General features: G+C 61.3%; 28 protein-coding genes and 2 tRNA genes. 6 read left to right on the top strand and 24 right to left on the bottom strand.

What is annotated here, in order from left to right:
• The first annotated feature begins 22 nt into the window (after window positions 1–22).
• On the top strand, window positions 23–190 hold the full coding sequence (locus E2N92_RS07370) for a hypothetical protein (protein ID WP_220680564.1): 168 nt from the start codon (window positions 23–25) through the stop codon (window positions 188–190).
• A gap of 239 nt (window positions 191–429) precedes the next feature.
• Here E2N92_RS07370 and E2N92_RS07365 read toward each other — a convergent pair whose 3' ends face one another.
• Both E2N92_RS07365 and E2N92_RS07360 read right to left on the bottom strand, forming a co-directional pair.
• Window positions 430–624, bottom strand: coding sequence for a hypothetical protein (locus tag E2N92_RS07365; RefSeq protein WP_220680563.1), 195 nt, complete (start codon window positions 622–624; stop codon window positions 430–432).
• Window positions 625–891: 267 nt separating this feature from the next.
• Window positions 892–1053 carry a hypothetical protein gene (locus E2N92_RS07360; protein ID WP_220680562.1) on the bottom strand — a complete coding sequence of 54 codons (162 nt, stop codon included), beginning with the start codon at window positions 1051–1053 and terminating at the stop codon, window positions 892–894.
• A 282-nt stretch (window positions 1054–1335) separates the two neighbouring features.
• Between E2N92_RS07360 and E2N92_RS07355 the strand changes: the two genes are divergently transcribed.
• Window positions 1336–1848 carry a hypothetical protein gene (locus E2N92_RS07355; protein ID WP_220680561.1) on the top strand — a complete coding sequence of 171 codons (513 nt, stop codon included), beginning with the start codon at window positions 1336–1338 and terminating at the stop codon, window positions 1846–1848.
• 88 nt (window positions 1849–1936) lie between these two features.
• On the opposite strand, the gene E2N92_RS07350 is transcribed toward E2N92_RS07355, so the two are convergent.
• The 3 genes from E2N92_RS07350 to htpX form a co-directional block, all read right to left on the bottom strand.
• Window positions 1937–2010 (bottom strand) — tRNA-Val (locus tag E2N92_RS07350).
• Window positions 2011–2149: 139 nt separating this feature from the next.
• Window positions 2150–2220, bottom strand: a tRNA-Gly gene (locus E2N92_RS07345).
• A 68-nt stretch (window positions 2221–2288) separates the two neighbouring features.
• Complete coding sequence (gene htpX / locus E2N92_RS07340; protein WP_220680560.1) at window positions 2289–3173, bottom strand: zinc metalloprotease HtpX; 885 nt, start codon at window positions 3171–3173, stop codon at window positions 2289–2291.
• Window positions 3174–3287: 114 nt separating this feature from the next.
• Here htpX and E2N92_RS07335 point away from each other — a divergent pair, with 114 nt between their 5' ends.
• Window positions 3288–4052 (top strand): sulfide-dependent adenosine diphosphate thiazole synthase, encoded by a 765-nt coding sequence (locus E2N92_RS07335; protein ID WP_220680559.1) that lies wholly within the window; start codon window positions 3288–3290, stop codon window positions 4050–4052.
• A gap of 71 nt (window positions 4053–4123) precedes the next feature.
• A complete protein-coding gene (locus E2N92_RS07330) occupies window positions 4124–4774 on the top strand; it encodes a putative phosphothreonine lyase domain-containing protein (protein WP_220680558.1) in 651 nt (216 codons plus the stop codon).
• Between the two features lie 96 nt (window positions 4775–4870).
• On the opposite strand, the gene E2N92_RS07325 is transcribed toward E2N92_RS07330, so the two are convergent.
• The 10 genes from E2N92_RS07325 to E2N92_RS07280 all read right to left on the bottom strand — a co-directional run bounded on the left by E2N92_RS07325 (window position 4871) and on the right by E2N92_RS07280 (window position 10601).
• Window positions 4871–5017 carry a 50S ribosomal protein L40e gene (locus tag E2N92_RS07325; RefSeq protein ID WP_220680557.1) on the bottom strand — a complete coding sequence of 49 codons (147 nt, stop codon included), beginning with the start codon at window positions 5015–5017 and terminating at the stop codon, window positions 4871–4873.
• Between the two features lie 56 nt (window positions 5018–5073).
• Complete coding sequence (gene rdgB, locus E2N92_RS07320; protein WP_246589142.1) at window positions 5074–5607, bottom strand: RdgB/HAM1 family non-canonical purine NTP pyrophosphatase; 534 nt, start codon at window positions 5605–5607, stop codon at window positions 5074–5076.
• Window positions 5608–5618: 11 nt separating this feature from the next.
• A complete protein-coding gene (locus E2N92_RS07315) occupies window positions 5619–7178 on the bottom strand; it encodes a bifunctional N(6)-L-threonylcarbamoyladenine synthase/serine/threonine protein kinase (RefSeq protein WP_220680556.1) in 1560 nt (519 codons plus the stop codon).
• Between the two features lie 5 nt (window positions 7179–7183).
• A complete protein-coding gene (locus E2N92_RS07310) occupies window positions 7184–7369 on the bottom strand; it encodes a 30S ribosomal protein S27ae (RefSeq protein WP_220680555.1) in 186 nt (61 codons plus the stop codon).
• Window positions 7370–7371: 2 nt separating this feature from the next.
• Window positions 7372–7668: a 30S ribosomal protein S24e gene (locus E2N92_RS07305; RefSeq protein ID WP_220680554.1), complete on the bottom strand. Its 297-nt coding sequence runs from the start codon at window positions 7666–7668 to the stop codon at window positions 7372–7374.
• Window positions 7669–7732: 64 nt separating this feature from the next.
• Window positions 7733–8218 carry a GTP-dependent dephospho-CoA kinase family protein gene (locus E2N92_RS07300; RefSeq protein ID WP_220680553.1) on the bottom strand — a complete coding sequence of 162 codons (486 nt, stop codon included), beginning with the start codon at window positions 8216–8218 and terminating at the stop codon, window positions 7733–7735.
• Window positions 8218–8424, bottom strand: coding sequence for a transcription elongation factor subunit Spt4 (gene spt4, locus E2N92_RS07295; RefSeq protein WP_220680552.1), 207 nt, complete (start codon window positions 8422–8424; stop codon window positions 8218–8220). Before spt4 ends, E2N92_RS07300 begins: the two co-directional genes overlap by 1 nt.
• On the bottom strand, window positions 8424–8987 hold the full coding sequence (locus tag E2N92_RS07290) for a DNA-directed RNA polymerase (RefSeq protein WP_220680551.1): 564 nt from the start codon (window positions 8985–8987) through the stop codon (window positions 8424–8426). The genes spt4 and E2N92_RS07290 overlap by 1 nt, the downstream gene beginning before the upstream one ends.
• 1 nt (window position 8988) lies before the next feature.
• Window positions 8989–9369 (bottom strand): type II toxin-antitoxin system VapC family toxin, encoded by a 381-nt coding sequence (locus E2N92_RS07285; protein WP_246589141.1) that lies wholly within the window; start codon window positions 9367–9369, stop codon window positions 8989–8991.
• Window positions 9366–10601, bottom strand: coding sequence for a translation initiation factor IF-2 subunit gamma (locus tag E2N92_RS07280; RefSeq protein ID WP_220680549.1), 1236 nt, complete (start codon window positions 10599–10601; stop codon window positions 9366–9368). The genes E2N92_RS07285 and E2N92_RS07280 overlap by 4 nt, the downstream gene beginning before the upstream one ends.
• Window positions 10602–10792: 191 nt before the next feature.
• Here E2N92_RS07280 and nikR point away from each other — a divergent pair, with 191 nt between their 5' ends.
• Window positions 10793–11230 (top strand): nickel-responsive transcriptional regulator NikR, encoded by a 438-nt coding sequence (nikR, locus tag E2N92_RS07275; RefSeq protein WP_220680548.1) that lies wholly within the window; start codon window positions 10793–10795, stop codon window positions 11228–11230.
• On the opposite strand, the gene E2N92_RS07270 is transcribed toward nikR, so the two are convergent.
• The gene (locus E2N92_RS07270; protein ID WP_220680547.1) at window positions 11227–11514 is read right to left on the bottom strand and encodes a DUF2098 domain-containing protein; all 288 of its coding nucleotides are present in this window, start codon (window positions 11512–11514) and stop codon (window positions 11227–11229) included. The two genes, nikR and E2N92_RS07270, sit on opposite strands and share 4 nt — an antisense overlap.
• 53 nt (window positions 11515–11567) lie before the next feature.
• Between E2N92_RS07270 and E2N92_RS07265 the strand changes: the two genes are divergently transcribed.
• Window positions 11568–12746: a YcaO-related McrA-glycine thioamidation protein gene (locus E2N92_RS07265; RefSeq protein ID WP_220680546.1), complete on the top strand. Its 1179-nt coding sequence runs from the start codon at window positions 11568–11570 to the stop codon at window positions 12744–12746.
• Between the two features lie 1128 nt (window positions 12747–13874).
• Here E2N92_RS07265 and E2N92_RS07260 read toward each other — a convergent pair.
• The 8 genes from E2N92_RS07260 to glmS form a co-directional block, all read right to left on the bottom strand.
• A complete protein-coding gene (locus E2N92_RS07260) occupies window positions 13875–14861 on the bottom strand; it encodes a histone deacetylase family protein (protein ID WP_220680545.1) in 987 nt (328 codons plus the stop codon).
• Complete coding sequence (locus tag E2N92_RS07255; protein ID WP_220680544.1) at window positions 14858–17452, bottom strand: oligosaccharyl transferase, archaeosortase A system-associated; 2595 nt, start codon at window positions 17450–17452, stop codon at window positions 14858–14860. The genes E2N92_RS07260 and E2N92_RS07255 overlap by 4 nt, the downstream gene beginning before the upstream one ends.
• Before the next feature lie 92 nt (window positions 17453–17544).
• Window positions 17545–18678, bottom strand: coding sequence for a glycosyltransferase family 4 protein (locus E2N92_RS07250; RefSeq protein WP_220680543.1), 1134 nt, complete (start codon window positions 18676–18678; stop codon window positions 17545–17547).
• A gap of 5 nt (window positions 18679–18683) precedes the next feature.
• Window positions 18684–20117: a nucleotide sugar dehydrogenase gene (locus E2N92_RS07245; protein ID WP_220680542.1), complete on the bottom strand. Its 1434-nt coding sequence runs from the start codon at window positions 20115–20117 to the stop codon at window positions 18684–18686.
• A gap of 15 nt (window positions 20118–20132) precedes the next feature.
• Window positions 20133–21044, bottom strand: coding sequence for a Gfo/Idh/MocA family protein (locus tag E2N92_RS07240; protein WP_220680541.1), 912 nt, complete (start codon window positions 21042–21044; stop codon window positions 20133–20135).
• Window position 21045: 1 nt separating this feature from the next.
• A complete protein-coding gene (locus E2N92_RS07235; RefSeq protein ID WP_220682969.1) occupies window positions 21046–22131 on the bottom strand; it encodes a DegT/DnrJ/EryC1/StrS family aminotransferase in 1086 nt (361 codons plus the stop codon).
• A 1-nt stretch (window position 22132) separates the two neighbouring features.
• Window positions 22133–22726 (bottom strand): acyltransferase, encoded by a 594-nt coding sequence (locus tag E2N92_RS07230; protein ID WP_220680540.1) that lies wholly within the window; start codon window positions 22724–22726, stop codon window positions 22133–22135.
• Window positions 22723–24462: a glutamine--fructose-6-phosphate transaminase (isomerizing) gene (gene glmS, locus E2N92_RS07225; protein WP_220680539.1), complete on the bottom strand. Its 1740-nt coding sequence runs from the start codon at window positions 24460–24462 to the stop codon at window positions 22723–22725. The genes E2N92_RS07230 and glmS overlap by 4 nt, the downstream gene beginning before the upstream one ends.
• Between the last annotated feature and the right edge of the window lie 33 nt (window positions 24463–24495).

Raw genomic sequence — 24495 nt, 5'->3', positions numbered from 1 at the left:
GAGAATGGGTGGTGCGTGAAAATTGGAGGAAATTAACCGGAGTGAGTACGACGAATATTTCTGGAAGGGAATTTATGCATCACCGCAGGCGGGCGTTATGCGGATGCTGGATGTTGCCGCAACACGGCAGGATGTCATCGACAATCTCCAGGACTCTCTTGAGGGAGAGCCCGATATTGTTGACTGGTAATTGGAAGAGAAGTCATCACAAATCTCCCGGCCGGGAGGGGTTTGTCACTCCCTCCCGCCTATCCTGACGCGGGGGGTTCGGGGGGCGGCCAGCCCCCCGCCAGAGAGAACCACCAAGAAAATTTCTACAAAACCATTTTTGGAATTATTTTCTGAGAATAAAATATTCGGTCCAATCGATTTCGGTCCACTTTCGATCAGGTTTTGATCGGTTTCGATCACGTTTCGATCAAAAAATGTTCAGGGTCTGAACAACACCGGCACCCCTCCCTGGATGATCCCGAAGAGATCGACGCCGGTGAACAACCTATAGAGTACGATGATCGGTGAGAGGGCAAGCACGCTCACCACAATTACCGGTGATATTTTGTTCTGTGTGACCTTGCCTTTCTTCACTTTCGCGCCGGGGGCGCTGCCTCCGTCGAAGAGAACCATCATAATGATTTCCAAAGCCCAAGAATTGTTCGTGAAAAAATACCGCAGAGATGAAGATTGGGACGGAAGGCGGAGAGATTACTCTGGGGAGGGGGTTGCAGTCCACCGCCTATCTTGGCGCGGGGGTTCGGGGGCGGCCAGCCCCCCGCAGAGATGGGTATCCAGAGCATTTACCATGAAAAACTTTTCACGTAGTATGCTTGAGGCGTGCTTTCACTTCATGGCGATTCTACAGAGCCGAATGATCTAAAATGCCTTGATTTGGATTTAACGCTTCTTTCTTTTTCTATTTTTTTTGATATCTTCCCCGGTAAATGGGTTTACGTCTCCATCCATTAGTTTTTCAAATCCGGTTTTTCTTCTCCCATCTCCTGTTTCCATCTTTCGGATCATTCCTGTGAGAGTTTTAGGTCCTCTTTTTTGTGACATGGTTATCTGATTCAGATTCAACGTGGGATATAATAACGTTTGTTATTTTTGTTGATATTTGTATCGACAATTCAAGTATATGGGGGCACTTTGCTTATTTTATCGTCATGCGGAGATCATTTCGATTCTAATATATATCGTATCGCCCTATGGTTGCACATGCTTTTTGATTCTATAATCTACGGCCTGAGAAATCTTATTGTGGTGATTCTTCTCATATTTGTCCTATATAAGGTTGTTATGACTTTATTGCCTCTGATATGATCAAGTGGGAGTGATTTGATGTTTGATGATCTGTTTGGTGATACGATTGGAGCTATAAACCGTTGGACTCCTGAAAAGAATTATAGGAAAGAGGATGGTTACAGGGATGATTTAATACAATATTTACGGGAACGATTAAACCAGGAATCTCCCTTCTCAAATCGGAAGGTAACGATTCAACCTGAAAGCGGGAGATCGTTGTGTGACATTGTGGTGGACCGATCAATAGGTATCGAGTTGAAAAAAGATTTGAAAGAAAAAGCCAAGGTTGATCGAGCGCTGGGGCAGCTTCACAGATATTGGGGTCAGTATCATGACATTATCATTGTTCTTGTGGGCAATACTGATCCCAACAAATATGATGACTTGAGAGAGCAGATTTCTGACTTTGTTGATAGGAATGGCGATTATTCATTCAATCCGAAAAAAATACGCGTAATTGACAAAACCCCTAAAAATCGAAAAAAACGCACTAAAACATCTCAGAATCGCACCCAGATGGGATCTTCAAAAAAGAGAAGTAAGAGATAAGTTTTGATGGCGGCTCACAACTGAAATCGGATCGTCACCACTCTTGAAAAACACCCTCAACTACACCAACAACATCACAAAAGAAAGATGGGCCCGCTGAGATTCGAACTCAGGACCTCCGCCGTGTGAAGGCGACGTCATAACCGGCTAGACCACGAGCCCATGTCCTCGTATAGATAGGTGCAGGGCGGTAATAAACTTTCTTCCCGCCGCCGGGCCGCCTGCTATTTCTCTTCGTGCATGAACCCCGAACCGCGCCGGGCGTGCGTTCCACTGCCCGGAAAAAACTTTTCAAAAGCGATGCATCGACCGGGAATTGAACCCGGGCTATTGGCTTGGAAGGCCAAAGTCATGCCACTAGACCATCGATGCGCTGCATTCCGTATGGGAATACCGTACAATATTCGCGCCGTGAAGATAAAATGGTATTGCCCGAGGGGTTACCTCGGCATATACCTGACTTCTTCTTCGAGCGCCTCGAGCGCCTCCACCCGCTTCTCAAGCGTCGGGTGGGTGGAGAAGAGCTCCATCAGGGTGTTGCCCGAGAGGGCCGGGAGGATGAAGAAGGCATTTGCCCCCTCGACCTCTTGCCGCTTCTCGGCCGGCACCATGTCCATCCGCCCGCTGATCTTGTAGAGCGCGGAGACCAGCGCCTTCGGGTTCCTGGTGATGTAGGCGCTGCCGCGGTCTGCCGCGAACTCCCGGTACCGGGAGAGCGACCTGACCAGCAGCGTGGAGACGATCCAGACGACGATGGAGACGACCCATGCCGCCATCCATGCGCCGCCTTCCCGGCGGTCCGCGATGGAGAAGAGCCAGGCATTCTGCATGATGATCGCCGCCACCATCGCAAGGAAACTCGCAATGGTGAGGGTCATCACGTCCCGGTTCTTCACATGGGCGATCTCGTGGGCGAGCACCGCCTCGAGTTCTTCGCGGGTGAGCAGACGGAGGATCGAATCGGTCGCCGCGACCACCGCATGGCTCGGGCTCCGCCCCGTCGCAAAGGCGTTCGGGACCGGGGTGGGCATCACCGCGACCCGCGGCTTGGGGATCCCGGCCTCGGCGGCCAGTTTCTCCACCACGTCGTGGAGCACGGGATACTCCTCGGGCGACACCTCGCGGGCCCCGGTGCTCATCAGCACCAGTTTGTCCGAGAAGAAATACTGGGCGAACGCTATCACGAAGGCGATAGCGACAAGCGTCCACGGCCCGACACCGAACAGAGTTCCGAGGATCGTGAGGAAGACCAGATAGACCAGGAGCAGAAGTGCCCAGGTCATGATCTGCCTCATCGTGAGCCCCAGATCACGTTTCCATTTCATAGAATGATCAAATATTCACTGTACCCTCTCGCCCCATAATACCTCCGACCGTACTGATAATGGAGAATGGCTATTTGTAGAGGGATATCCAATCTGTTCTGCGAAGTGGAAGCGATGGAACTCGATGAAGTGACAATCAGCAGGGCGATCCTGGCCACCCAGATGGAGACGATGACCGAGTACCTCGAACTCGACGTCGCGGTCGTCGGCGGCGGACCATCCGGGATCACCTGCGCCGCACTCCTTGCAGAGAACGGCCTCAAGGTCGGGCTCATTGAGAAGAAACTCTCCATCGGCGGAGGCATGTGGGGCGGCGGGATGATGTTCCCCAGGATCGTCGTCCAGGACGGCGCAAAACGCCTCCTCGATCACTTCGGGATCGCCTCGACCGAGTTCGAACCCGGCTACCATGTCGCGAAGTCGGTGGAGGCCGTCTCCAAACTCACCGCCGCCGCCTGCACCGCCGGTGCCGAGTTCTTCAACCTCATCGCCGTTGAAGACGTCGTCGTCAAAGGCGACGGCCGCGTCTCCGGCCTGGTCGTCAACTGGAGCCCGGTCGAGATGGCCGGCCTCCACGTCGACCCCCTCACCATCAGGTGCCGGGCCGTCGTCGACGCCACCGGCCACGACGCCACCATCTCCCACATGGTCGCCCGCAAGGGTGCCGACCTCACCATCAAAGGCGAGGGGTATATGTGGGCCGAGCGGGCCGAGAGCAGGATCGTCGACCACACCAGAGAAGTCTTCCCCGGCCTCTGGGTCTGCGGCATGGCCGCCAACGCCGTCGCGGGCGAGTGCCGGATGGGCCCGATCTTCGGCGGCATGCTCCTCTCCGGCGAGCGGGCCGCCGCACTCGTGGCCGCCGCCCTCAGGTCCTGAGCCTCCCCCGCGATCCCGGGTGCGGGATCCGGATGACAACCTTTTTTCATCCCCTCTCCAAGGAATTAATCATGGACGAGGTCGATTCCGATACCCTTGCCGATGCCGCCTACGGCATCTTTGAGATCATGCTGAGCAAAGGGCTCGAAGCACGCGGCGCCCCGCTCTTCTCCCGCGTCGAGGCAGGGATCGACTTTTTCGATGACTTCAATGCGGTCTTTGCCGACTTCGCCAGGGACTATCCCCCCCTCGCCGACGCCCTTCTCGCCCGCTTCGGGAGCGTCGAAGCGGTCTACCGGACGGTCGTGGCCGGCGAGGGCGTCGTCCCCACCATGACCACGCAGATGTACTGGATCACCGCCGACAACCCCGCGGCCCGCGGCCTCAGCCCCACCGACGAACAGGCCGGAAAATGGCTCATCTTCTGCGACACTGCGGAGGTCGACGCCCTCTGGAAAAACGTCCGCGACGCCACCGTCGCCGGTGACCTTGGCATCTCTGCAAAAGTGAGCACCGCCAGGCCCAACCCCGACTCACGGGACGACCGCAAGGTGGTCTATGTCTACACCCGCGACTGGAGCGACGAAGCGGACGTGATGCGGGTGCGCGAACACCTGCGTGCCCTCGGGGTCGTCGACCGGATCGGGTACAAACGCAACCTCGAGACCTTTGCCGGCGAATACTCGGAGAAAGGAAAGAAAGTCACCTATTACAGTGCGTAAGCCATGCCCATGGCTCGGCACAACGAGCACACAAAAGAATGGTGAGGGCCTGCCGGCCCCCCGGCCGGTATGAAACTCCCTCTGTTCTTCCCGAGATCAGGCCTTGCGGTCCTTGTTCTTGGGGCGCAGGTGCTTGTAGCCGCACTTGCGACACTGTGTTGCCCTCACCGCGTTCCGTGCGTTGCAGCGCATGCAGATCTTGACATTGAGCAGCCGTGCTTCAGCTTCGGGGAACCGTGCCATATTTTATCTCACCACGTAATCAGTTCTAAGTACAATGCTGTCCGCCGACTTAAGGTTTATTGATCCTCGAGCCATGCCCTGAAGGCCGCGAGCGCGCGTGCCCGATGGGAGGTTTTGCTCTTCTCTTCGAGGGGGATCTCGGCGAACGTCCGTTCTCCGACGGCGAAGATCGGGTCGTACCCGAAGCCCTCCTCGCCCCGCGCCTCGCCGGTGACCTCGCCCTCGACCACGCCCGAGAAGACGTGGACCTCGCCTTCGTCGTCGGCGTAGGCGATCGCCGTCTCGAAGTGCGCCTGCCGGTCGGCGACGCCCTCCATCAACTTCAGGATCCCGTCGTTCCCGATCCGGTCCTGCACATAGGCCGCATACGGGCCCGGGAACCCCTTCAGGGCATCGACGGAGAAGGCCGTATCGTCCACGATAAGCGCCCGGCCGAGGTGGGCATAGGCATACCGTGCCTTCTCCCGCGCGATGACCCGCACGTCGTCGTCCCGGTACTCCGGGATCTCCATCCTGACATGCTCGACCTCGGCCACCCCCGCGAAGAACCCGGCCACCTCCTCGACCTTGTGGGGGTTGGAGGTGACCACCGCGATCCGTCTCAGAGGTACCGCCCCCGCAGTTCGACCTCGTGCTCGCGCTTCGCGGCCGCCGCCGCGCCCGGGAAGGCCGCGGCGTACCCCCGCATGAAATGCTCCTTCAACTCTGTGGGGTTCTCGGTCGTGCTCTCCAGGATCTGGAAGAGCACATGGAGGTCCACCCCCTGGTCCTCGACCTCCGCCGAGGCATGAGCCAGACCGAAGTCGATGAGCACGCACCGCCCGTCGCGCTCGATCATGTTGGAGGTGGTCAGGTCGCCGTGCACGATCCCCGCGCCGTGGAGACGGCCGACCGCGACGCCCGCGAGTTCCAGGTGCTCGGGCGTCGGTGCGTCCCTGAGCAGGGTGCCCTCCACCCGCTCCATCGTGATCGTGTCCTCCGAGACATCGAAGACGATCGGGGTCGCCACCCCGGCCTTCCGTGCGGCGGCGATGAGCCGCGCCTCGGCCCGCGTCCGCTCGGCGATCAGTCTGGTGTCGAGGGCCTCCGCCCGGTACGACTTGGAGACCCGGCTCTTCGTCACCGTCTCCTCGCCGATGGTGACGAGCGCCTCGGCCCCGCGGCGGGGGCCAGCCTCCGGCACCTCCCGCTCGTCGCCGTGCCGCCAGACCACCTCGACCTCGTCGGTCCGGTAGTGGGAGTTCGCCCTGGAGGCCTCGACCGGCAGGGTCGCCCCGGCCTCCAGCATGATCTTGCCGGTGTAGGCGATCATCGCCCCGTTGTCGCCGCAGAACTGCGGTTCAGGTACAAACAGTCGGGCCCCCCGCTCCTCGCACATCGTCCTGAGCATCTCGCGCAGCCGGGTGTTGGCGGCGACCCCGCCGACGAGCAGCACCTCGTCCTTGCCCGCCTGGGCCAGGGCCCGCTCGGTCACCTCGACGCACATGGCGAAGGCCGTCTCCTGGAGCGAGTGGCAGACGTCCTCGATCGGGGCCGTGCTCTCCTGGGCGGCGGAGATCAGACCGGAAAAGGCGAGGTCCATCCCCTTCACCGTGTAGGGGAGATCAATATAGTTCCCGCCCCGTGCGAGCGCTTCGATCTTCGGCCCCCCCGGATGAGGAAGACCCTTGCTCCGTGCGAACTTGTCGAGCCCGTTACCGAGCCCGATATCCAGCGTCTCGCCGAAGATCCGGTACCGCCCGTTCAGGTACCCGAACACCTGGGTGTTCGCTCCCGAGGTGTACAGCGTAATGGGGTCCACGCACCCCGTGGCCCACCGCCCGATCTCCACATGGGCGACACAATGGTTCACGCCGACCAGGGGCACGTCCAGCGCGAGGGCGAGCGCTCTCGCTGCCGTCGCCACCGTCCGTAAGCACGGCCCGAGCCCCGGGCCCTGCGAGAAGGCCACAGCCTCGATCTCGTCGGGTGCGGTGAGCACCCTTGCGATGACCTCCCGCATCTCGGAGGCATGGTGCTGGGCCGCCTCCCGCGGGTGAATCCCCCCACTTGCCGGCTGGTACGGCTTAGAGTAGAGGGAGATGAGGCCGTCACCAAAAACAGCGGCACTGAGGTTCCAGGCTGTCCCTTCGATCCCCAGTACCTTATCGCCCTTCCGCATTCCGCTTATTTGGTGAACTCAGTATAGCCGCACTTCCCACAGGCAAGGCGGTCCTTGTGCTGGGCCAGGAAGACGCCGGGGCCGCACCGCGGACAGTACTTCCGCTGCGGCACAGCCGTCTCGCCCTCGACCTTGAAGAATGCGCTCCGCTTGACCGCTGCCGCGGGGGCCGCTCCCTTCTTTGCCGCCATGGTTACTCAGCCTCCTCGGCTTTCACTTCGGCGCTGCGCTTGACCAGGTATTCGCGCTCGGTCTTTGCAAGGTCGTCCGCGGTGTCATAGATCCTGGCGACACCCTCGAGCTCCATCTTGCCAAACTGCTTCTTCGTCGAGTCGAGCACCATCAGTTCTCTCTTGGCGTCGAACATTGCGCCCAGCTTCCCGAGGATCTCGGCCCGGGAGGGGGTGGCACCCTCATATGAGAGGGTGAAGTAGAGTTCCCTCCGGCTCAGGAGTTCGTTCCGGTAGTCACGGGTGATCTTGAATTCCATCGATATCCCTCAAATATTGTCGACATGGTTATTTAAAACATGGTGCCTGGCTCTCGGGCCCGACCTATGCGTGGACGAAAAGAGAAAGGAGGTCTTTTGCGGCCTTTTTCAGATCGCCGCTCACCCTGCAGACAACGACCCCCTCGCCGGGCTGGCCGTAGAGAATGACCGAACCCTCCGGGGCGATGAGCGCGAGCGGGATCACCGCAAGGTCTTCCTCGCCCTCGACCATGATCAGGGTCGGCGGGTTCCTGACCGCCTCCTCCAGCGCCGCGGTGAGTTCGTCGGTCAGGGCGCCGGCCGGGTTTTTGACCTGCACCCGGTTGAAAAGAAGGAGAGGCGTTCTCCCACAGGGCGACCGCATCGTATACCCGTCGATCACCGCAACCGCCGGCGTCCCCCCGGCCGCCAGGAAGTTGTGCGTCACCACGTCTCCGACGGTGTAGACGGTCTTCCCCTCGATCGTCGGGAGGGCATCTACCAGTTCGGAGAAGAGTTCTCCGAAGGGCTCTTTGAAACGTTTTCGGTGCTCGTCGGGCAGGAGCAGCATCAGCGGACCTTCAGGGCGTATCTTCCGGGCATATCGATATTCATCCGCTTCGCAATCTCGGAACGTTCCGGGTTGATGATGACCAGATACCCTGCCCAGTCCTCGGTCAGGTTGCTGGACCCGCAGGTCACGCAGACATCGCCCTCCACCACCTTGTGGCAGTCCCTGCAGACCTTCAGCAGTTTCTTCTTCCGCGCCGTCGCCATTACTGCTCCCTCTTCTCCTGTTCGCGTTCCTCCTCCAGCCACTTCTCGGTGCCCAGGCCGGCCTGCCGCATCGTCAGCCCGATCTTGCTCTCCCTGGGCTCACGCTCGTTGAGACTGAGGGTGACCACCCGGCAGCGGATCGCGTCGCCCACCTGGATCGAGCGCCCGGACTCCTGGCAGTTGAGGGTGTTGTTCTTCTCGTCGTAGGTGATGAAGTCGTCCGAGATCTGGCTCACATGGAGCATGGCGTCGATGGGGCCGAGCGAGATGAATGCGCCAAAACCGGTCGTCTCGACCACCTCACCCTCGACCACTTCCTGAAGGGCGAGCCTGAGCACCAGTGCCTCGAAGGCCACGTCATAGTAGACCGCCCCGTCGCCCGGGACGATCTCGCCCTCGCCGACCTCGTCGATCGTGGTCACGGCGATGAAGATCCCGATCTCTTTGTCGATGCTCCCTTCGAGCTGCTTCTGGAGCTCGTCCAGGATCACAATCTCCAGGTCCTCGCCAAGGCGGTGCGGGGGCACCCTGACCTTGTCCTGGAGCGTCACACGATAATACATGCTAACTCCTTAGTAGTTCCAACTTCTTCTGTTTTCTCAGGGAGATGACAGGGACACCCGCGGCAAGCAGGTCTTCCCGCAGACGGCGGTCATTTGTCACCACCATGCACCCTTCGGTCCGTGCATATGCAGCCACTCGTTCGTCGACCGACGGGGCTGTACTCGTACCCTCCACGGTTCTGCAGCGTTCTGCAAAGAGGAGGCCGGCCCGTGCCGCGGCGGCATCGTTCCCTCCTCCTCGTGCCAGGCCGTCCAGTTCTCCGACGACATCCCTGAGCACCAGCGGCTCATACTTCCCCAGCAGGGATCTCAGTTCGTCGAAGAGATCGATCCTGAACTGCACCGGCATCATGAGGGCGTTGGTGTCGAGGAGCACCTTCACTCGGTGAGGGTGCCCATCCCGATCAGCCGCCATCTCCCTTCGACCTGCCGGCTGATGGCGATCCGTGCCCCGACCTCGGCGCAGACCGGACGCTTCAGGACGACCTCGGCCTGGTCCTTTTTGGTGTTGGTCACCACGCCGACGGTGACGGCCGTGCCCACCGAGAGCATCAGCGGTTCGCGGTGCTTCAGCGGGGCGATCTCAAGGTCGCTGCCCGAACCGACGACCCGGTCCATCAGTTTCACCTCGAAGACGAGGTGGTCCCTGACCGGCGGGAGTTCGCCGATATGGCCGGCGACCTGCCCGACCAGGGTGTCGCTCTTGGTGATCGCCGGGTCGAGTTTGCTCCCGAGAGCCATCAGCCCGCCGGGCGTCGCTTCAGCGACCTTGGTCTTGCCGGTGTGGATCGAGACGACCTTGGTCTGGATCGGTTCCCAGACCGTCCGGTTCTCCACCTCGGTCCTGATGCCGGGCCTGACCTCGATCTCGTCGCCGTCCTTGATGACGCCGCTGACCAGCGACCCTCCGATGACGCCGCCCCTCATATCACGCCAGTGCGAACCCGGTTTGTTGATGTCAAAGGACCGTGCGATGAGCATCTGGGCCTTTGCCTCGGGATCGCGTTCGGGCGAGGGGATGTATTCGTTGAGCGCCTCGATGAGGGCACCGATATTGATCCCTTTCTGTGCTGAGATCGGGATGATGGGTGCGTCCTCGGCGATGGTCCCCTTCACGAACTTTTTGATCTGCTGGTAATGTTTGACGGCGTCAGCCTGTGAGACGACGTCGATCTTGTTCTGGACGATGACGATATTCTTGATCCCCACCAGTTCCAGAGCCATCAGGTGTTCCTTCGTCTGTGGCTGCGGGCAGGGCTCGTTGGCGGCGATGACCAGCATCGCTCCGTCCATCAGGGCGGAACCCGAGAGCATCGTTGCCATCAGGGTCTCGTGACCCGGGGCGTCGACGAATGAGACCGTCCTGAACGGCTCGCCTTTTTCGCCGCAGATCGGACAGACCTCCTGCGCCGAGAATGCCTCGCTGCCCTCGTGGTTCTTGCACCGGTAAAAGGTGGCGTCGGCATAGCCGAGCCTGATGGAGATGCCGCGTTTCATCTCTTCGCTGTGTCTATCGGTCCAGACCCCCGTCATCCCTGAGACGAGCGTCGTCTTGCCATGGTCCACGTGACCGACGAGCCCGATATTGACGTTTGGTACCGTTACGTCATGCAAACTGCTTCAAACCTCCCTTCCCATATATATCGCAGTCTTTATAGATAAATCGGTGCCGGTGACGGATCTAAGATTTCCGGTTCATTCCAGGATCGGGCACACACGACGTATGTCCGTCGTCAGATGCGTGTACTGATTTATTGTTACCACAATCGGTATTCTTTATATTATCGTGCGTACTATACCATATCATGCAGCACGACAGCGAACTCTCCAGGATCGGGATCTCTCTTCCAAAGAACCTCCTCGACAAGTTCGATGCGATCATCGGTGCCAGGGGGTACTCGTCCCGCTCGGAGGGTATACGGGACGCGATCAGGAGTTACATTACCTACTATCAGTGGATGTCAGACGTCAAGGGCGAGCGGCAGGGTGTGATCACGATGGTCTACGATCACGACCAGCGCGGGCTTCTCCAGACGATCACCGACATCCAGCACGAATATATCCAGACCATCCAGGCCTCGATGCATGCCCACCTCAGCCATGACCAGTGCCTTGAGGTGATCCTCCTGCGCGGCGACGGTGCCGAACTGAAAAAGATCGCCGAACGGCTCATGTCGCAGAAAGGCGTGGAGTCGGTAAAACTGACGACGATCCCGATCGGGGACGAAGAAAAAGAGGATTAACCTCCGCCTTCGCAGGCGTTGTCGATGTTCTGCCAGGCATCGCTGATGTCTTTGCCGAACTCGGCTTCCTTCCTGACAAGGCTCTCGAGGTCCTCTTCCTTCTCGACATGATGACGGAGCGGGCGGGCGGCAGGCTCGAGGGTGTCGACACGGTACAGGAGGCCGGTGGAATCGAGGGCGGCAAAGGTATCGCCCTCGATCACCTCGATCCTGGCCACCGTCCCGGCTGTCCCGGTCCTGGGATAGCGGACCGCCATCCCCACAGCGACCTCAGTGGCGTCCATGGAGGATGGTGGAGCGTGAAGGTATAAAATAGAACCCCACCCAATCCTCTGTAATGACCCTCACCTTCACCCATATCGAAAAGCAGTTTTTCGACGGCACACATCGTACGAGGTCTCCGGAAGAGACGTTGGAGGTTATCGAGCCCCTCATGCAGGAGATCGGGGTGGTCTCGGTCGAGGAGATGACCGAATCGGACCGGCTCAGGATCCCGTGTTTCTCGGCGTACCGTCCCGGCGCCGCGATGGGTGCGTCGAAGTATCACGCGGGCAAGGGGAAGGGCCCGCTCCAGGCAAAGGTCTCGGCGATGATGGAGGCGGTCGAACGGTATTCGGGTGAGTATCATGGCGACCGTATGGAGTATGCGAGCTTCGAGGAACTCGGCCACCGCCGCGCCCTCGACCCGGAGGAACTCATTCTCCCACGGCCCCTTGAGAAGAACGAGAAGCTCCACTGGACGCCGGGCTGGGACCTGCTCAACGAGGAGGATCTCCTGGTCCCGAGCAATGCCGTCTTCCATCCGTACGACTGTCTGGGGATGACCGTCCCGCTCTTCATCTCCGATACCAACGGACTTGCCTCGGGCAACGTGATGGAGGAGGCGGTGCTCCATGCGCTCCTCGAGGTGATCGAGCGCGACTGTCTCTCGAGCGCCGAACGAAATCACCATATGGGCACCAGGCTCTCGGTCGGTGCGTCCGGGCCGGTGCGCGATCTCCTCGAGGTCTTCGAGGAGAACGGCATCGCGATCCATCTCTGGCTTCTCGACGGGAAGACCGGGATCCCGACGGTCGCCGCGGCCGCCGACGACACGGTCACGAAGGACCCCTCCCTCCTGGTGATGGGGGCGGGCACGCATCTTGACCCGGAGATCGCCGCGCTCAGGGCGCTCACCGAGGTGGCGCAGAGCCGCGCCAGCCAGCTCCAGGGCGGCCGGGTCAACCAGGGCAGGCAGGAGTTCCTGGAGCGGATCGGGTACGACCGGATGAAGCGGATCAACCGGGTGTGGTTCAAAGAGGCAGAGGCCATTCCTATCGAGTCTATCCCGAACCTTGCCACCGAGTATTTTGACGAGGATATCGGGGTGGCCCTCGGCGAGGTCGGGAAGGTGGTCGAACGCGTCTTGGTCTGCGATCTCACCAGGACCTCAGTCCCGGTGGTGCGGGTGATCGTGCCGGGGTTCGAGGTCTCTCACATGAACAAGGACCGGATCCCGACGAAGCGTCTGCAGTAGTGGCTGGGTAAACTTTTTCGCCTTTTTTTCTTCCGGGGTTGCACACGGATCGCGTGTCTTCGTGTTTGTTCACGCCCCTCGTGATCTTCACTCCGGCCTTCCCGGTTCTATCCTCGGGATCGCGACGGGGGACGGCATGTCGCGTGTTCCCTCCGAAAATGGATCAACTTTCTTCCGTCCAGGTTCTATCTTCGGGGTCATGCTGACAGGAAAGCGTACGGATCAGAATGTGCCGTCCCTTATCACTGGATCTTTCCTGCCGTTTCGCGAGAGGATAGGGTGAGGGACGGCACGGGGCGGGGTCCATGTCTGCTGTTCAGTTGGGATGAAAGCGGTGGGGCGCTCCTATCCCCGGGGTCATGACGACGGGGAAAGTGTGGTGATCAAAATATGCCGTCCCCTCATCACCGGATCTGTCCTGCCATCTCGCGCGAAGATAGGACGGGGGACGGCACGAGTGGGCATGACGATCATCCCGGCCGCTCCCCATAACCGAATCGGTTCTGCCGTCTCGCGCGAAGATAAGGCGAGGACGGCATGTCGCGTGTTCCCTCCGAAAATGGATCAACTCTCTCCCGTCCGGGCTCTATCTTCGGGGTCATGACGACGAGAAAGGCGTGATGATCAGAATGTGCCGTCCCTTATCACTGGATCTGTTCTGCCGTCTCGTGAGAGGATAGGACGGGGGACGGCACGACGCGTGTTCCCTCCGAAAAAAGATCAACTCTCTGCTGTCCAGGTTCTATCTTCGGGGTCATGACGGGGGAACGGCGTGATGATCCAAACATGCCGTCCCTGATCACTGAATCTTTTCTGTTCTTTCGCGAGAAGATAGGGCGGGGGACGGCACGACGCGTGATTCCTCCGAAAATAAGATCAACTCTCTCCGATCCGGTTCTATCTTCGGGGTCATGACGAGGGGGAGTGTGATGATCGAAACATGCCGTCCCCTCATCACCGGATCTTTTCTGCCGTCTCGCGAGAAGATAGGACAGGGGACGGCACGACGCGTGTTCCCTCCGAAAAAAGATCAACTCTCTCCGATCCGGTTCTATTGATAGGACGGGGGACGGCATGTCTCGTGATGATCCGATGCGCTCCACTCTCCCGAACGATCTTTGCAGGCCGTCAATAATAGATCAATCGCTTCAACTTCTCTGCGAGAAGCGTCGTCGACCTTCTCGGCGCCCCCTCCTCTTCAAGAGCGGGCTCCCGCCCTTTCAGGGCGGCAAAGATCGAAGCGACGGCCTTCCCGTGCGACGGGCCGTACCCGCCTTCCAGCACGAGGGCCAGCGGGAGGTCGAGGGAGAGGAGCGACGCGGTCAGGTGCCCGTAATCGGCGGGTGCAAGCCGCATCGACCCGTGCGGGTCGTCGGCGAGCCCGTCCTGCCCGGCCGAGACGATGAGCACGTCGGGGCGGTGTGCCCGGATCGCCGGGAGAAAGACCTCTGAGAAGATATGGAGATAGTCGGCGAGTTTGCACCCCGGTGCGATCGGGGCGTTGAGCGAGCAGCCCTTTCCCCGGCCGGCCCCGATCTCCTCGGGCCACCCGGTCCCGGGAAAACTCTCCTGTTGATGGACCGAGCAGAAGAGCGCCTTCTCTGAGGAATAAAAGATCTTTTGCGTCCCGTTGCCGTGATGGAGGTCCCAGTCGAGGATCGCCACCCGGTCGACCTCCTCTTCCAGAGCCTGTGCTGCGGCCACGGCCACGTTGTTGAAGATGCAGAAGCCCATCTGCCGGTCGGGTTCGGCATGATGACCGGGTGGTCGGAGAAGGGCGAACGTGTTCTCGCCGTCCAGGGCCCGCTCGACGGCGATGCAGGCGGCGCCCGCCGCCATCATCGCGGTCTGGACGCCTTGAGGAGAGATATAGGTATTTGCGTCCAGAAACCGCCCGCCTCGGGCCATCTCGACGACCCATCTGACATAGGCGGGGTCATGGACGCGTTCGATCGCCGCCTGGTCGGCGGCCACGGGGGGGCGGACCGGGACATCGGGAGGGAGGCCGGTGAGCACCTCCCGCAGGCGCGCCCCGGTCTCGGCATGGGGAGTGCCTGGATAGGCCTCCATGTCGTGCCTGGCAAACACCTTCCCGGTGACCGCAGCACACCTCATGCCCCGACGACCAACCCCTGCATCACGGCGTTCTCGGGGACGTCGACGGTCGTGCCGGTCCCGACGATCCGGTACGGACCGGTCGCCTTCACGTCGTACGGTGTTCCCGAGGTGGAGTACGGCACCACGAATTCGCCGTTCTCGCTCTCCTGCCGGTAGGTGAAGGTGCGGCCGGTGTTGGTGACGAGGTCCACTTCGATCGTTCCCTCACCCTTGATCCGTGCACCCTTGACGTACTCGAAGACCTTGACCTGTTTGATGTCGGGGCCGTTGCCCGTGTACATGCTCCTGCTCGACTCGAAGACCAGTCTGAAGTGGCGGAGGGCGGGCACCTCCTGTGGTGGGAGGTCGAGGCGGCCCTCGGTCCCGTAGACTGCGGCCTTCGTCCCGGGTTTTGCGTTGGCGTTGAAGGTTTTGGCCTTCTCCTCGGCCGCGGCGGCATCCATCATCTGAGCGTTGGTGATCGCCGGCAGGGTGTAGCCGGACGCCCCTGCTTCGGCATATTCGATGTAGATTGCCTGCGAAGGTTCGGTCATCGAGCCGTCGAAGTTGTGGAGCCTGGAGGTCATGGACTCGAAGTAGGCCTGGGTGTACAGCGCGGTCGTCTGGAGTGTACCCGGGTTTCTGGGATCCTGGACAAGGAAAGCCGGGATGAAAGGCACAGATTTATTCACGGGATCGTCCCAGGTCGCCATGGCATGGAACTTCCCGGTGTCCATCTGGTAGTCGGTCATGATGTACCTCGTGCCGTCGGCCTCCATGATCCTGACCGCCTCGTCCTCGTCTCCGGTCACGAAGAAGGCCGCAGAGCCGTTCGGACCGACAACCCCATGCTGGAAGGGGTTGTTGTTCGGGATCCGGTGAGCGATGGTGGTGATGAAGTGCCCGTAGTCCCACCAGGACATCACGCCGTACGACTCAGGCGGGTACTGGAAACCTTCCTTCTCATAGATCTGGTAATAATCGACGCCCGTCTCCGGCGTGTGCCCTTCCATCCAGAAGAGCGCCTCCTGCCACTGCTGTTCGTCGGGGTGGTTCATCCCGCCGTACCGCCCGACGCTCTCTGAGAGGGCGATGTCTGTCTGGAACGAGGTGACGATGAAGGCGACGGCGAGGATCCCGACCACGACCATGCCGAGGATCCGCACGGGGTCAGGCCCGGGCGCTTTCTTCTCCGGCTTTTTCGTGGTGGTCTTCTTCTTTCCTTTGCCGGTATTCGTCTCTTCTTGTTGTGGTTGAGCCTTCTTTCCAGAGTTTGCAAGCCCTTTCCATCCCCAGTCGAAGACCGTGCCGGCACAGAGACCGGCGAGGAGGGCGACGTTGGCGGCGAGGTAATACTCGTACCTGAGGTGCTGCCACGTCGAGACGAGGAGCAGGGCCGACCAGACGAGAACGAAGAGGTGTTCGGGCCGCCGCTTCGCAATCGCTTCATAACCCAGGACCGCGAACCCGCCGGCCATCAGGACCAGGCCGTACCCGAAGGCACTCCAGGCCTGCTGGAAGCTCCATCCCATTGCCTCCTCAACGGTGTTGGCCTCCGCGCTCTGACCGAAGAAGGCGAAGAAGTTGCCGACGAGGATGTCGAAGAGCGCGGGCACGGCAACTTTGAGCACGACGGCGACGACCATCCCGATCGCAGCAAGGACGAGGGGGTAGAAGTACTTCGGCCGCTCCTTTGTGGCCTGCGCGAGGAGGTGAAGGGCCCAGGTGCCGGCGATGATCGCGAGATACGCGACCACATGCCCGAGGGAGTATCGTGAGAGCCCGAAACCGTCCACCTTGAACCCGAAGATGAGGAGCCCGACGGTCGCCACCGCGAAGAGCACGGTGTTGATCACCAGGAGGTCGGTGCTCTCCCGGCCCTGCCAGGTGTCGAGGAGGTACTGGAAGAGCGTGTAAAGTGCCACGATCAGGGCGAAGAGGATCATCGTCGGCATCACGAAGAGGCCGAGGAGATAGGCGACGCCTGCGACCGCGCCGAGGACAGCGGGCCGCTTCAGCGTCTCGACGATCTTGAGGTCCACGCTCTGCTCGCGTCCCATTGAGAGTGCGACGATATAGGCGAGGGCGAAGATCGTGGAGAAGAGGGTCTCTGCGATATGGTGGTCGAGAAAACCGAAGAGCGAGCGGTAATAATACGAGCCCGCGACAAAGGCCATGAACGCAGCGGCAAAGAGCCCGGTCTTCCAGTCGGCGAGTCTCCTGCCGATGAGGAAGACGACCGGGACCATCGCCGCGCCCATAAACGCCGGGACCATCGAGGCGGCAACCGCCATCTCGGGCGTGGTCGACGCCCCGCTGATGATTGCGAAGACCGCTGCGATGGTGGTGAAGAGCGGTCCCCAGTAGATGATATCCCCGGTGGGATAGAGGGTCATCGGATCGAACCAGGCATAGGCCAACCCGTTCGCGACGAGCAATTCGACCTGCCTGAAGTTGTACCACGCGTCGTTGCCGAGGAGGTTCACCTCCCCTGATGCGGTAAGACCGGCCATCGGGATGAGTCTGACCCAGAGTGCAAGCACGCTGAAGAGGGCGACCAGGCCGATGACGATGATCTTGTTTCTGGTGTTCTGGTCAAAAGGCGGCATGTACATTCCTTAGTTTTCTGTTTCCATTCCTGTGGATTTATATATTGGCTTGTTTCACCGGGCGGCCCCGCCGCCGGCGAACGATACTCCGGTCAGATAAGAGATTCAAGAACGGCCTCCATCTCGGCGGCGCGCTTTTTCCAGCTGAACTGTTCTGCGTCGATGGTGAGCGTCCCCCGCTCCTGGATCCGTGCCCCTACGTTCTCGATGAATTCGGCCTCGTCGCGGTAGATGGAGAGGTGTTCTCCTCCGATCGCCTCCATGTCCGGGATGGGCCTGGAGAGGATGGGTTTTCCACAGGCCGAGTACTCGAAGAACTTGTTCGGGAGGGCGATGTTCGCCCACTGGGGCGGGGAGAGGGGGATGGTGCAGAGGTCCATGGCGGCGATGAGTTCTGGCAGCGCCGCATGCTCCACCGTACCGGTGAAGGTGACATGCTCCTCCATGCCGAGTTTCTTGACGAGGGCTTTGATCTCCTCGAGATAGTCGGTGAAGAGCGAACCCCCCACGATGAGCAGGTGCACTCCGCCGTACCGCGCCCTGAGTTCGGGAAGAACGCGGACCAGGTTGTCCACGGCGTACCACCGTTCTACAGACCCGGCAAACCCGATCACGTAGTCGTCTTCGGGGATGCCGAGTCTCCGGCGCGTGCCCGACCCGTCCATCGGCCTGAAGATCTCGGTGTTGACGCCGTTGGTGATCACCTCCGCCTCGAAGCCGTACTGCCCGAGTTGTCTGGCAAGGGAAGGGGAGACGGTGGTGATATGGTCGCTGTTGCGCAGGTTGTGGCTGGTGACCGCCCAGACGGTGTCGTGGACGAGTTTTTTCAGATATGGGTTCTTGTAATACGCGGCTGCAGAGTCTGGGAACCAATCTTTGAGGTCGAAGAGAACCGGGATCTCTGCTCGTTTCGCCGCCCGGATCGCCGCGGTGCCGGCAAGGACATGGGCGGCGACCACCACGTCGATCTCGTTCTCCCTGATGATCCGCTTCATCACCGCCGCGTGGTAGGGCGCGTTTGCGGTGTAGTGGAGGACCGGGCTTTTGAAAGGGAAGAGGGTCGCCTCGTGGACGTGGAGGCGGGTCGCCCGCTCGGGCCCGTCGCTCACATGGAAGTGCGGGACATGGACCTCATGCCTGGTGGCGAGTTCCTCGAAGATGTAGTGGTGGCGGGAGGGGACCGGGTGGTGGATGTAGTCCTGGGTGGAAACGAGCAGAATTTTCATATGTGTCACCTGAGGGAGTGGGTGTTTCTGTCGCCTCGCCCGATACCGCGGTACGCGAAACCCGCCTCGATCCAGGGGTCGGGTGCGACGAGGTTCCTTCCGTCGATGACGGCCGGGTGGTCGCACCCGCAGAGGGCCTTCACCCTTGCGGGGTCGAGGCTGCGGTATTCACGGTGGGCGGTGAAGAGCGCGACGGCGTCGGCGCCGGAGAGCACGGTATCGAGATCGTGGGAGATCGCCACGCCCTCCGCGTGCCCGACCCAGGGATCGTGGACCCTGACCTCTGCGCCGGCGGCGGTCGCCGCCTCGTAATAGGTCTCCGAAGGGCTCTCGCGGGCGTCGTCGGAGTCGGCGAGGAAGGCCCAGCCGAGGAGGGCGATTGTCGCGCCCTCCAGACTCTTGCCGGTCTGGTCAAGTGCCGATCCGGTCAGGGTGAGCATGTGGCCGGGCATGAAGTCGTTGATCCCCCGTGCGAGGGTGTACAGGGACTCCCGGCCTTCGGGAAAGTCGAGGGCCTCTGCCCCGATGGCCCTTACCCCCCGCTCGAGGTGGAAGGTGTCTTTGGTGAGACAGTGGCCGCCGACCCCGGCGCCGGGCCAGAGGATCGCCCTGGTGATCCCCTCGCCCTTGAGCGAGGCGATCCCGGTGCGGACCTCGTAAAAGTTGACGCCTATCGCCTCGCAGTACAGGGCGAGCTGATTGGCGGCGGCGATCTGGAGGTCGCGGAAGGTGTTCTCCGCGGTCTTCGTCACCTCGGCGGCGGTGGCGGTCATCGGGATGACATGACCGGTGGTGAGGAGGGGGGCGTAGAGCTCGACGGCGCGGGCGGTGCTCGCCTCGTCGATCCCGCCGACGCAGCGGTCGTGCTCCCTGAGGTTTCTGAGCAACCGTCCGACCATCACCCGCTCGGGCGCGTGCGCCAGGGCAAAGTCCTCGCCGGCGACGAGACCGGAGGCCTCTTCCAGCACCTCCCCGGCCATCCCGGCGGTGGTGCCCGGCGTGACCGTCGACTCGACGACGACGAGCGTCCCTTCCGTGAGGTGCTCGCCGACCGACCTGAGTGCGCTCCTGAGAGGGGAGAAGTCGGGGATAAGGTCTTTTTTGTTCCTGAACGGCGTCTGGACGGCGACGGTCACGGCGTCCAGGTCGGCGACCGGGGCATAGTCCCCGGTGGCCCTGAACGTCCCGGCCTCGACGACCTTTGTGATCAGGTCGGCAAGCCCGGGCTCTTCCCCTTTCAGCGGGCATTCGCCGCGGTTGAGGGTGGCGACCTTCTCCTCCGAGACGGGAGAACCGCGTTCGAACCCGATGACTTCTGTGATCTCTGGCAGGTCTGCGAAGAGGGCGGCGGCCGGGGTGCCGACATAGCCCATCCCGACGACCCCGATCTTTTTGATCGGCCCTCGTGTCCTGATCCGTTCGCTGAGTGTGTCTGTCATGGTATGTCTTCTCTCTCAGGCAAGGAGCCCTTTCTTGATCTCCTCGCAGACCCTGAGGTTTGCCAGCCCCTGTTCGGGCGTGACCGGGAAGGGCGTTCCGTCCCGTGCCGCCCGGACAAAGGTCTGGAGCTCGGTCTTGAGGGGTTCGACCTTGTTGACGAGTACCTTCTCGATGATGTTCTCCTGCCGGTAGTGCCCGTCTTCCAGGCCGTAGGCCCCTGGTTTGCGGTAGACATAGACCTCCTGGGTCATGAAGTCGCCCTCGATCGTCGCCTCCTCTTCCTCGACATAGATCGTCCGTACCTTCTTGGAGGCCTTGCGGGATGCCGAGAGGTAGACCGGCGTGGTACCGAAGGTGAAGAGCGCCGAGGCGATGTCCTGGGTGCCGGTGCTGGTCAGGGTGTGCGGCCCGGAGAAGAGGGCGTTGAGCACGACGTCGATGTCGTGGATCATCAGGTCCTCGACGACCGAGGAACCGGTGACCCTGGCAGAGGTCGGGTTGTGCCTGGAGACCTGGACGTAGAGCGGATGGGTGACCAGGCCCCTGATCTCCTCGACGATCGGGTTGAAACGTTCGATGTGCCCGACGCCGACGGTGATGTCGTCCGGGATCTCGCCGAGGAGCCGCTCACCCTCCTCGACGGTGAGGCAGATCGGTTTCTCGATGAGGGTGTTGACCCCGGCGTCGATGACCTGGTGAGCGGTCGAGAAGTGATACGGGGTCGGGACTGCGACAGAGACGCACTCGGCCTTTCTGAGCAGTTCGTCCATCGAGCGGCAGACCTCCGCGCCGGTCGTCGCCGCGACCGCTTCTGCGGCCGCAGTGTCGAGGTCGTAGATATAGGTGGTCCCGACCTCTTTGAGTTCTGAGTAGACCCTGACGTGGTTCCGGCCCATCGCCCCGGTGCCGATGACGCCTGCGTCCATCTCAGGCCACCTCGTTGATCGTGCCGGCGATATATGACCGTTCCTCGTCGGTGACGGCCGGGTGGACCGGGATGGAGAAGACCGATGCGGCAAGCCGTTCGGCGACCGGGCAGGCCGAGGCCCCTCTCTCGTAGAGCGGCTGTCTGTTGATGGGGACGGGATAGTGGACGGCCGTCCCGATCCCCTTCTTCTGCAGCCGTGCCATCAGGTCGTCGCGGCTCAGCGGGCACGCCGGGGTGACCCGCAGTACGTACTGGTGCCAGACATGAGTCCGGTCAGGGGTGACGACCGGGGTCAGCACTCCCTTGAGGTGAAGATGTCTGGTATAATAGGTGGCCGTCTCCCGGCGGCGGCGGTTGAATGCAGGGAGTTTTCCGAGCTGCACCCGCCCGACGGCGGCGGCGATGTCGGTCATCCGATAGTTGTAGCCGAGTTCGGTGTGGAGATATTTCTCTGCCTGGCCGTGGTTGATGACCCTCCTGAGATGGTCGGCGTACTCGTCGTTTCCGGTCGTGACCATCCCGCCTTCCCCGGTGGTTATGTTCTTCGTGGCATAGAACGAGAAACAGGCGAGGTCGCCGAGCGATCCGGTCTTCTTCCCATGATACTCTGCGCCATGGGCCTGGGCGGCGTCCTCGATGAAGATGAGATCCTGATCGGCACAGAGGTCGTTGACGGCCCCGGCATCGCAGGGCTGGCCGTACAGGTGGACGCCGATGACTGCCTTCGTCCTGGAGGTCACCAGCGTCGCGGCCGACTCGGGGTCGATGGTCGCCGTCGCCTCTTCGACGTCGGCAAAGACCGGGGTCGCCCCGCACATCGAGACTGCCGTCGCCGTGGCGATGAAGGAGAAGGCCGGGACGATCACCTCGTCGCCCGGTCCCACGCCTGCGGCGAGCAGGGCGGCATGGAGGGCGGTGGTCCCCGAACTCGTTGCCACGGCATGAGAGACCCCGCAGAACCCGGCAAACTCTTCTTCAAACTTTGCGGTCTGTTCGCCCGCGGCCACCATCCCAGAGGCCAGGACGGCGGCGACCGCGTCCGCTTCTTCGGTCCCCAGGAGGGGACGAGCGATCGGGATACCCATCTCAGTCACGCATCCCTTCAGGGAGGTCGACGAAGCGTGCCGGCGAACCGATCGCCATCATGTACGCGGGGACGTCGTGGGTGACAATGGAACCTGCGGCGACGAGCGCCCCTTCGCCGACGGTGATCCCCGGGAGGAGCACCGCACCGGCTCCGATGGAGACTTTATCCTTGATCACCGGTCCCTGGAGAGGAGGTTGCCCCCTGGGGGGGTAGCGGTCGTTGGTGAGGACGGCGTTCGGCCCGATGAAGACGTGGTCACCGATGAGCGTGTTGGTCGGGATGTAGACCATGCTCTGGAGAGAGACGTGGCTGCCGATGACGCAGTCTCCCTCGATCACCGTCGCCGTCCCGACGGCCACCCGGTCCCCGATCTTGGTCCGCTCCCTGATCATCACGTTGTGCCCGGTCGAGAACCCGTCGCCGATCTCGACGTCGCAGTAGATCACCGTGCCCGACCTGAGGACGGCGTCCCGGCCGATGACGGTCCCGGGATACTCCTCCTCCCCCATCCGATCTCTGGAGGGGAACCCGAGGGTGACCGGATCAAAGATCTGTGCACCCTCTCCTACGCTGTTCCTGCCATATTCGATCATTCGACGGTCACACTCTTAGCTAGGTTTCTAGGTTTATCGATATCCCGGTTTAAGGCTCTGGCGGTATGGTACGCCAGGAGCTGGAGGACCACCGAGACGGTGAGCACCTGGACGATCTGGTGGTCGTCGGGCACCGGGATGAAGACGTCGACGATACTCTCGGCCTCGGTGTCGCCCTCGACCCCGATCCCGATGACCGGGGCGCCGCGGGCCTTCATCTCCTTGATGTTGGAAAGTATCACCCCGTAGGTCGGCGAGGGGGTGCAGATCGCGACCACCGGCGTCTCCTCTGAGAGGAGGGCGAAGGGTCCGTGTTTCAGTTCGCCGGCCGCGTAGCCCTCGGCGTGGACGTACGAGATCTCCTTCATCTTCAGCGCCCCTTCGAGCGCCACCGGGTAAAAGACCCCGCGGCCGACATAGAACATCTCCGAGGCGTTCTTGATGATCGCGACGGCGTCTTCGAGTTCGTACGAGAGCACCCGCTCGACCGAGCAGTGGACGCGGCCAAGCGTCTCGGTGAACTTCCCATCGCACATCTCGTTGAGAATCGCCATGAAGACTGCCAGTTGCGCGGTGAAGGACTTGGTGGCGGCGACCGAGATCTCGGGCCCCGCACACATGAAAAGAGTCCAGTCGGCACTTCTGGTGATCGAACTCCCGAGGACGTTGGTGATCGCAAGCGTCGGACAGTTCCTGGCTTTTGCACGTTGGATCGCGGCAAGCGTGTCCGCCGTCTCTCCTGACTGGGTCACCGCGATGACCATGTCCCGGATCGGCGGGGTGTAATACTTGAACTCTGAGGCGAGTTCCACACTCACCCGTTTGCGGCTGTACTCCTCTGCCAGGTACCGGAAGATCAGCGCCGCATGGTACGACGTCCCGCAGGCGACCACCGTCACCTCGGCCGGGATCCTGAGCATGGCCAGGCGGCTGTCGTTCTCGATCGATTTGACGGTGTCAAAGAAGACCTGGGGCTGTTCGTAGATCTCCTTGAGCATGTAGTGTTCGAACCCACCTTTGCGGGCGTCGTCGATGCTCCAGGTGATATGGTCGACCAAGCGTTCGACCGGAACCCCGTCATGGTAGACATCGATGCGGGCCGGGGTGAGGGCGGCGATGTCGCCGTCCTCCAGATACACCGCACGCTGGGTGTGTTCGAGAAGAGGAGTGATGTCTGAGGCGCAGAGCACTTCGCCGTCTCCGACCCCGAGGACCAGCGGACTGCTTTTGCGGGCGGCGATGATCCTGGGATCGTTCTCCGCGATGGCCAGGACGGCGTACGACCCTTCGAGGTGGCGGAGCGTTTCGCTGACGGCGGAGAGGAGGTCGCCCTCATAATATTCCTCGATGAGGTGGGCGATCACCTCGGTGTCGGTCTCGCTTTTGAACCGGTGTCCCCGCTCGATGAGTTTTCTCTTGAGAAGGGCATAGTTCTCGATGATCCCGTTGTGGACCACGGCGATCCTGCCCGTACAGTCGGTGTGGGGGTGGGCGTTGGTATCGTTGGGCACGCCGTGGGTCGCCCAGCGCGTGTGGCCGATCCCGATCTGTCCGGTAAGGGCGGTGAGATCTGCTTCGTTCTCTGAGATCCTTCCGCTCCGTTTCACTACCCTGATCTGGCCGTTTTCTGTTGCGACTCCGAAGGAGTCATACCCTCGATACTCAAGCCTTTTCAGGCCTTCGATAACGAGAGGGGCAGCGTCTCTCCATCCTATGTAACCCACGATCCCGCACAAACCGCATCACTCTCTCTAGTCCTTCAGCCTATT

It is taken from the genome of Methanofollis formosanus (assembly GCF_019633745.1).
Taxonomy (GTDB): domain Archaea; phylum Halobacteriota; class Methanomicrobia; order Methanomicrobiales; family Methanofollaceae; genus Methanofollis; species Methanofollis formosanus.
The sequence above is the reverse complement of the archived record's forward strand: the minus strand, read 5'-3'. Positions and strand labels throughout refer to the sequence as shown.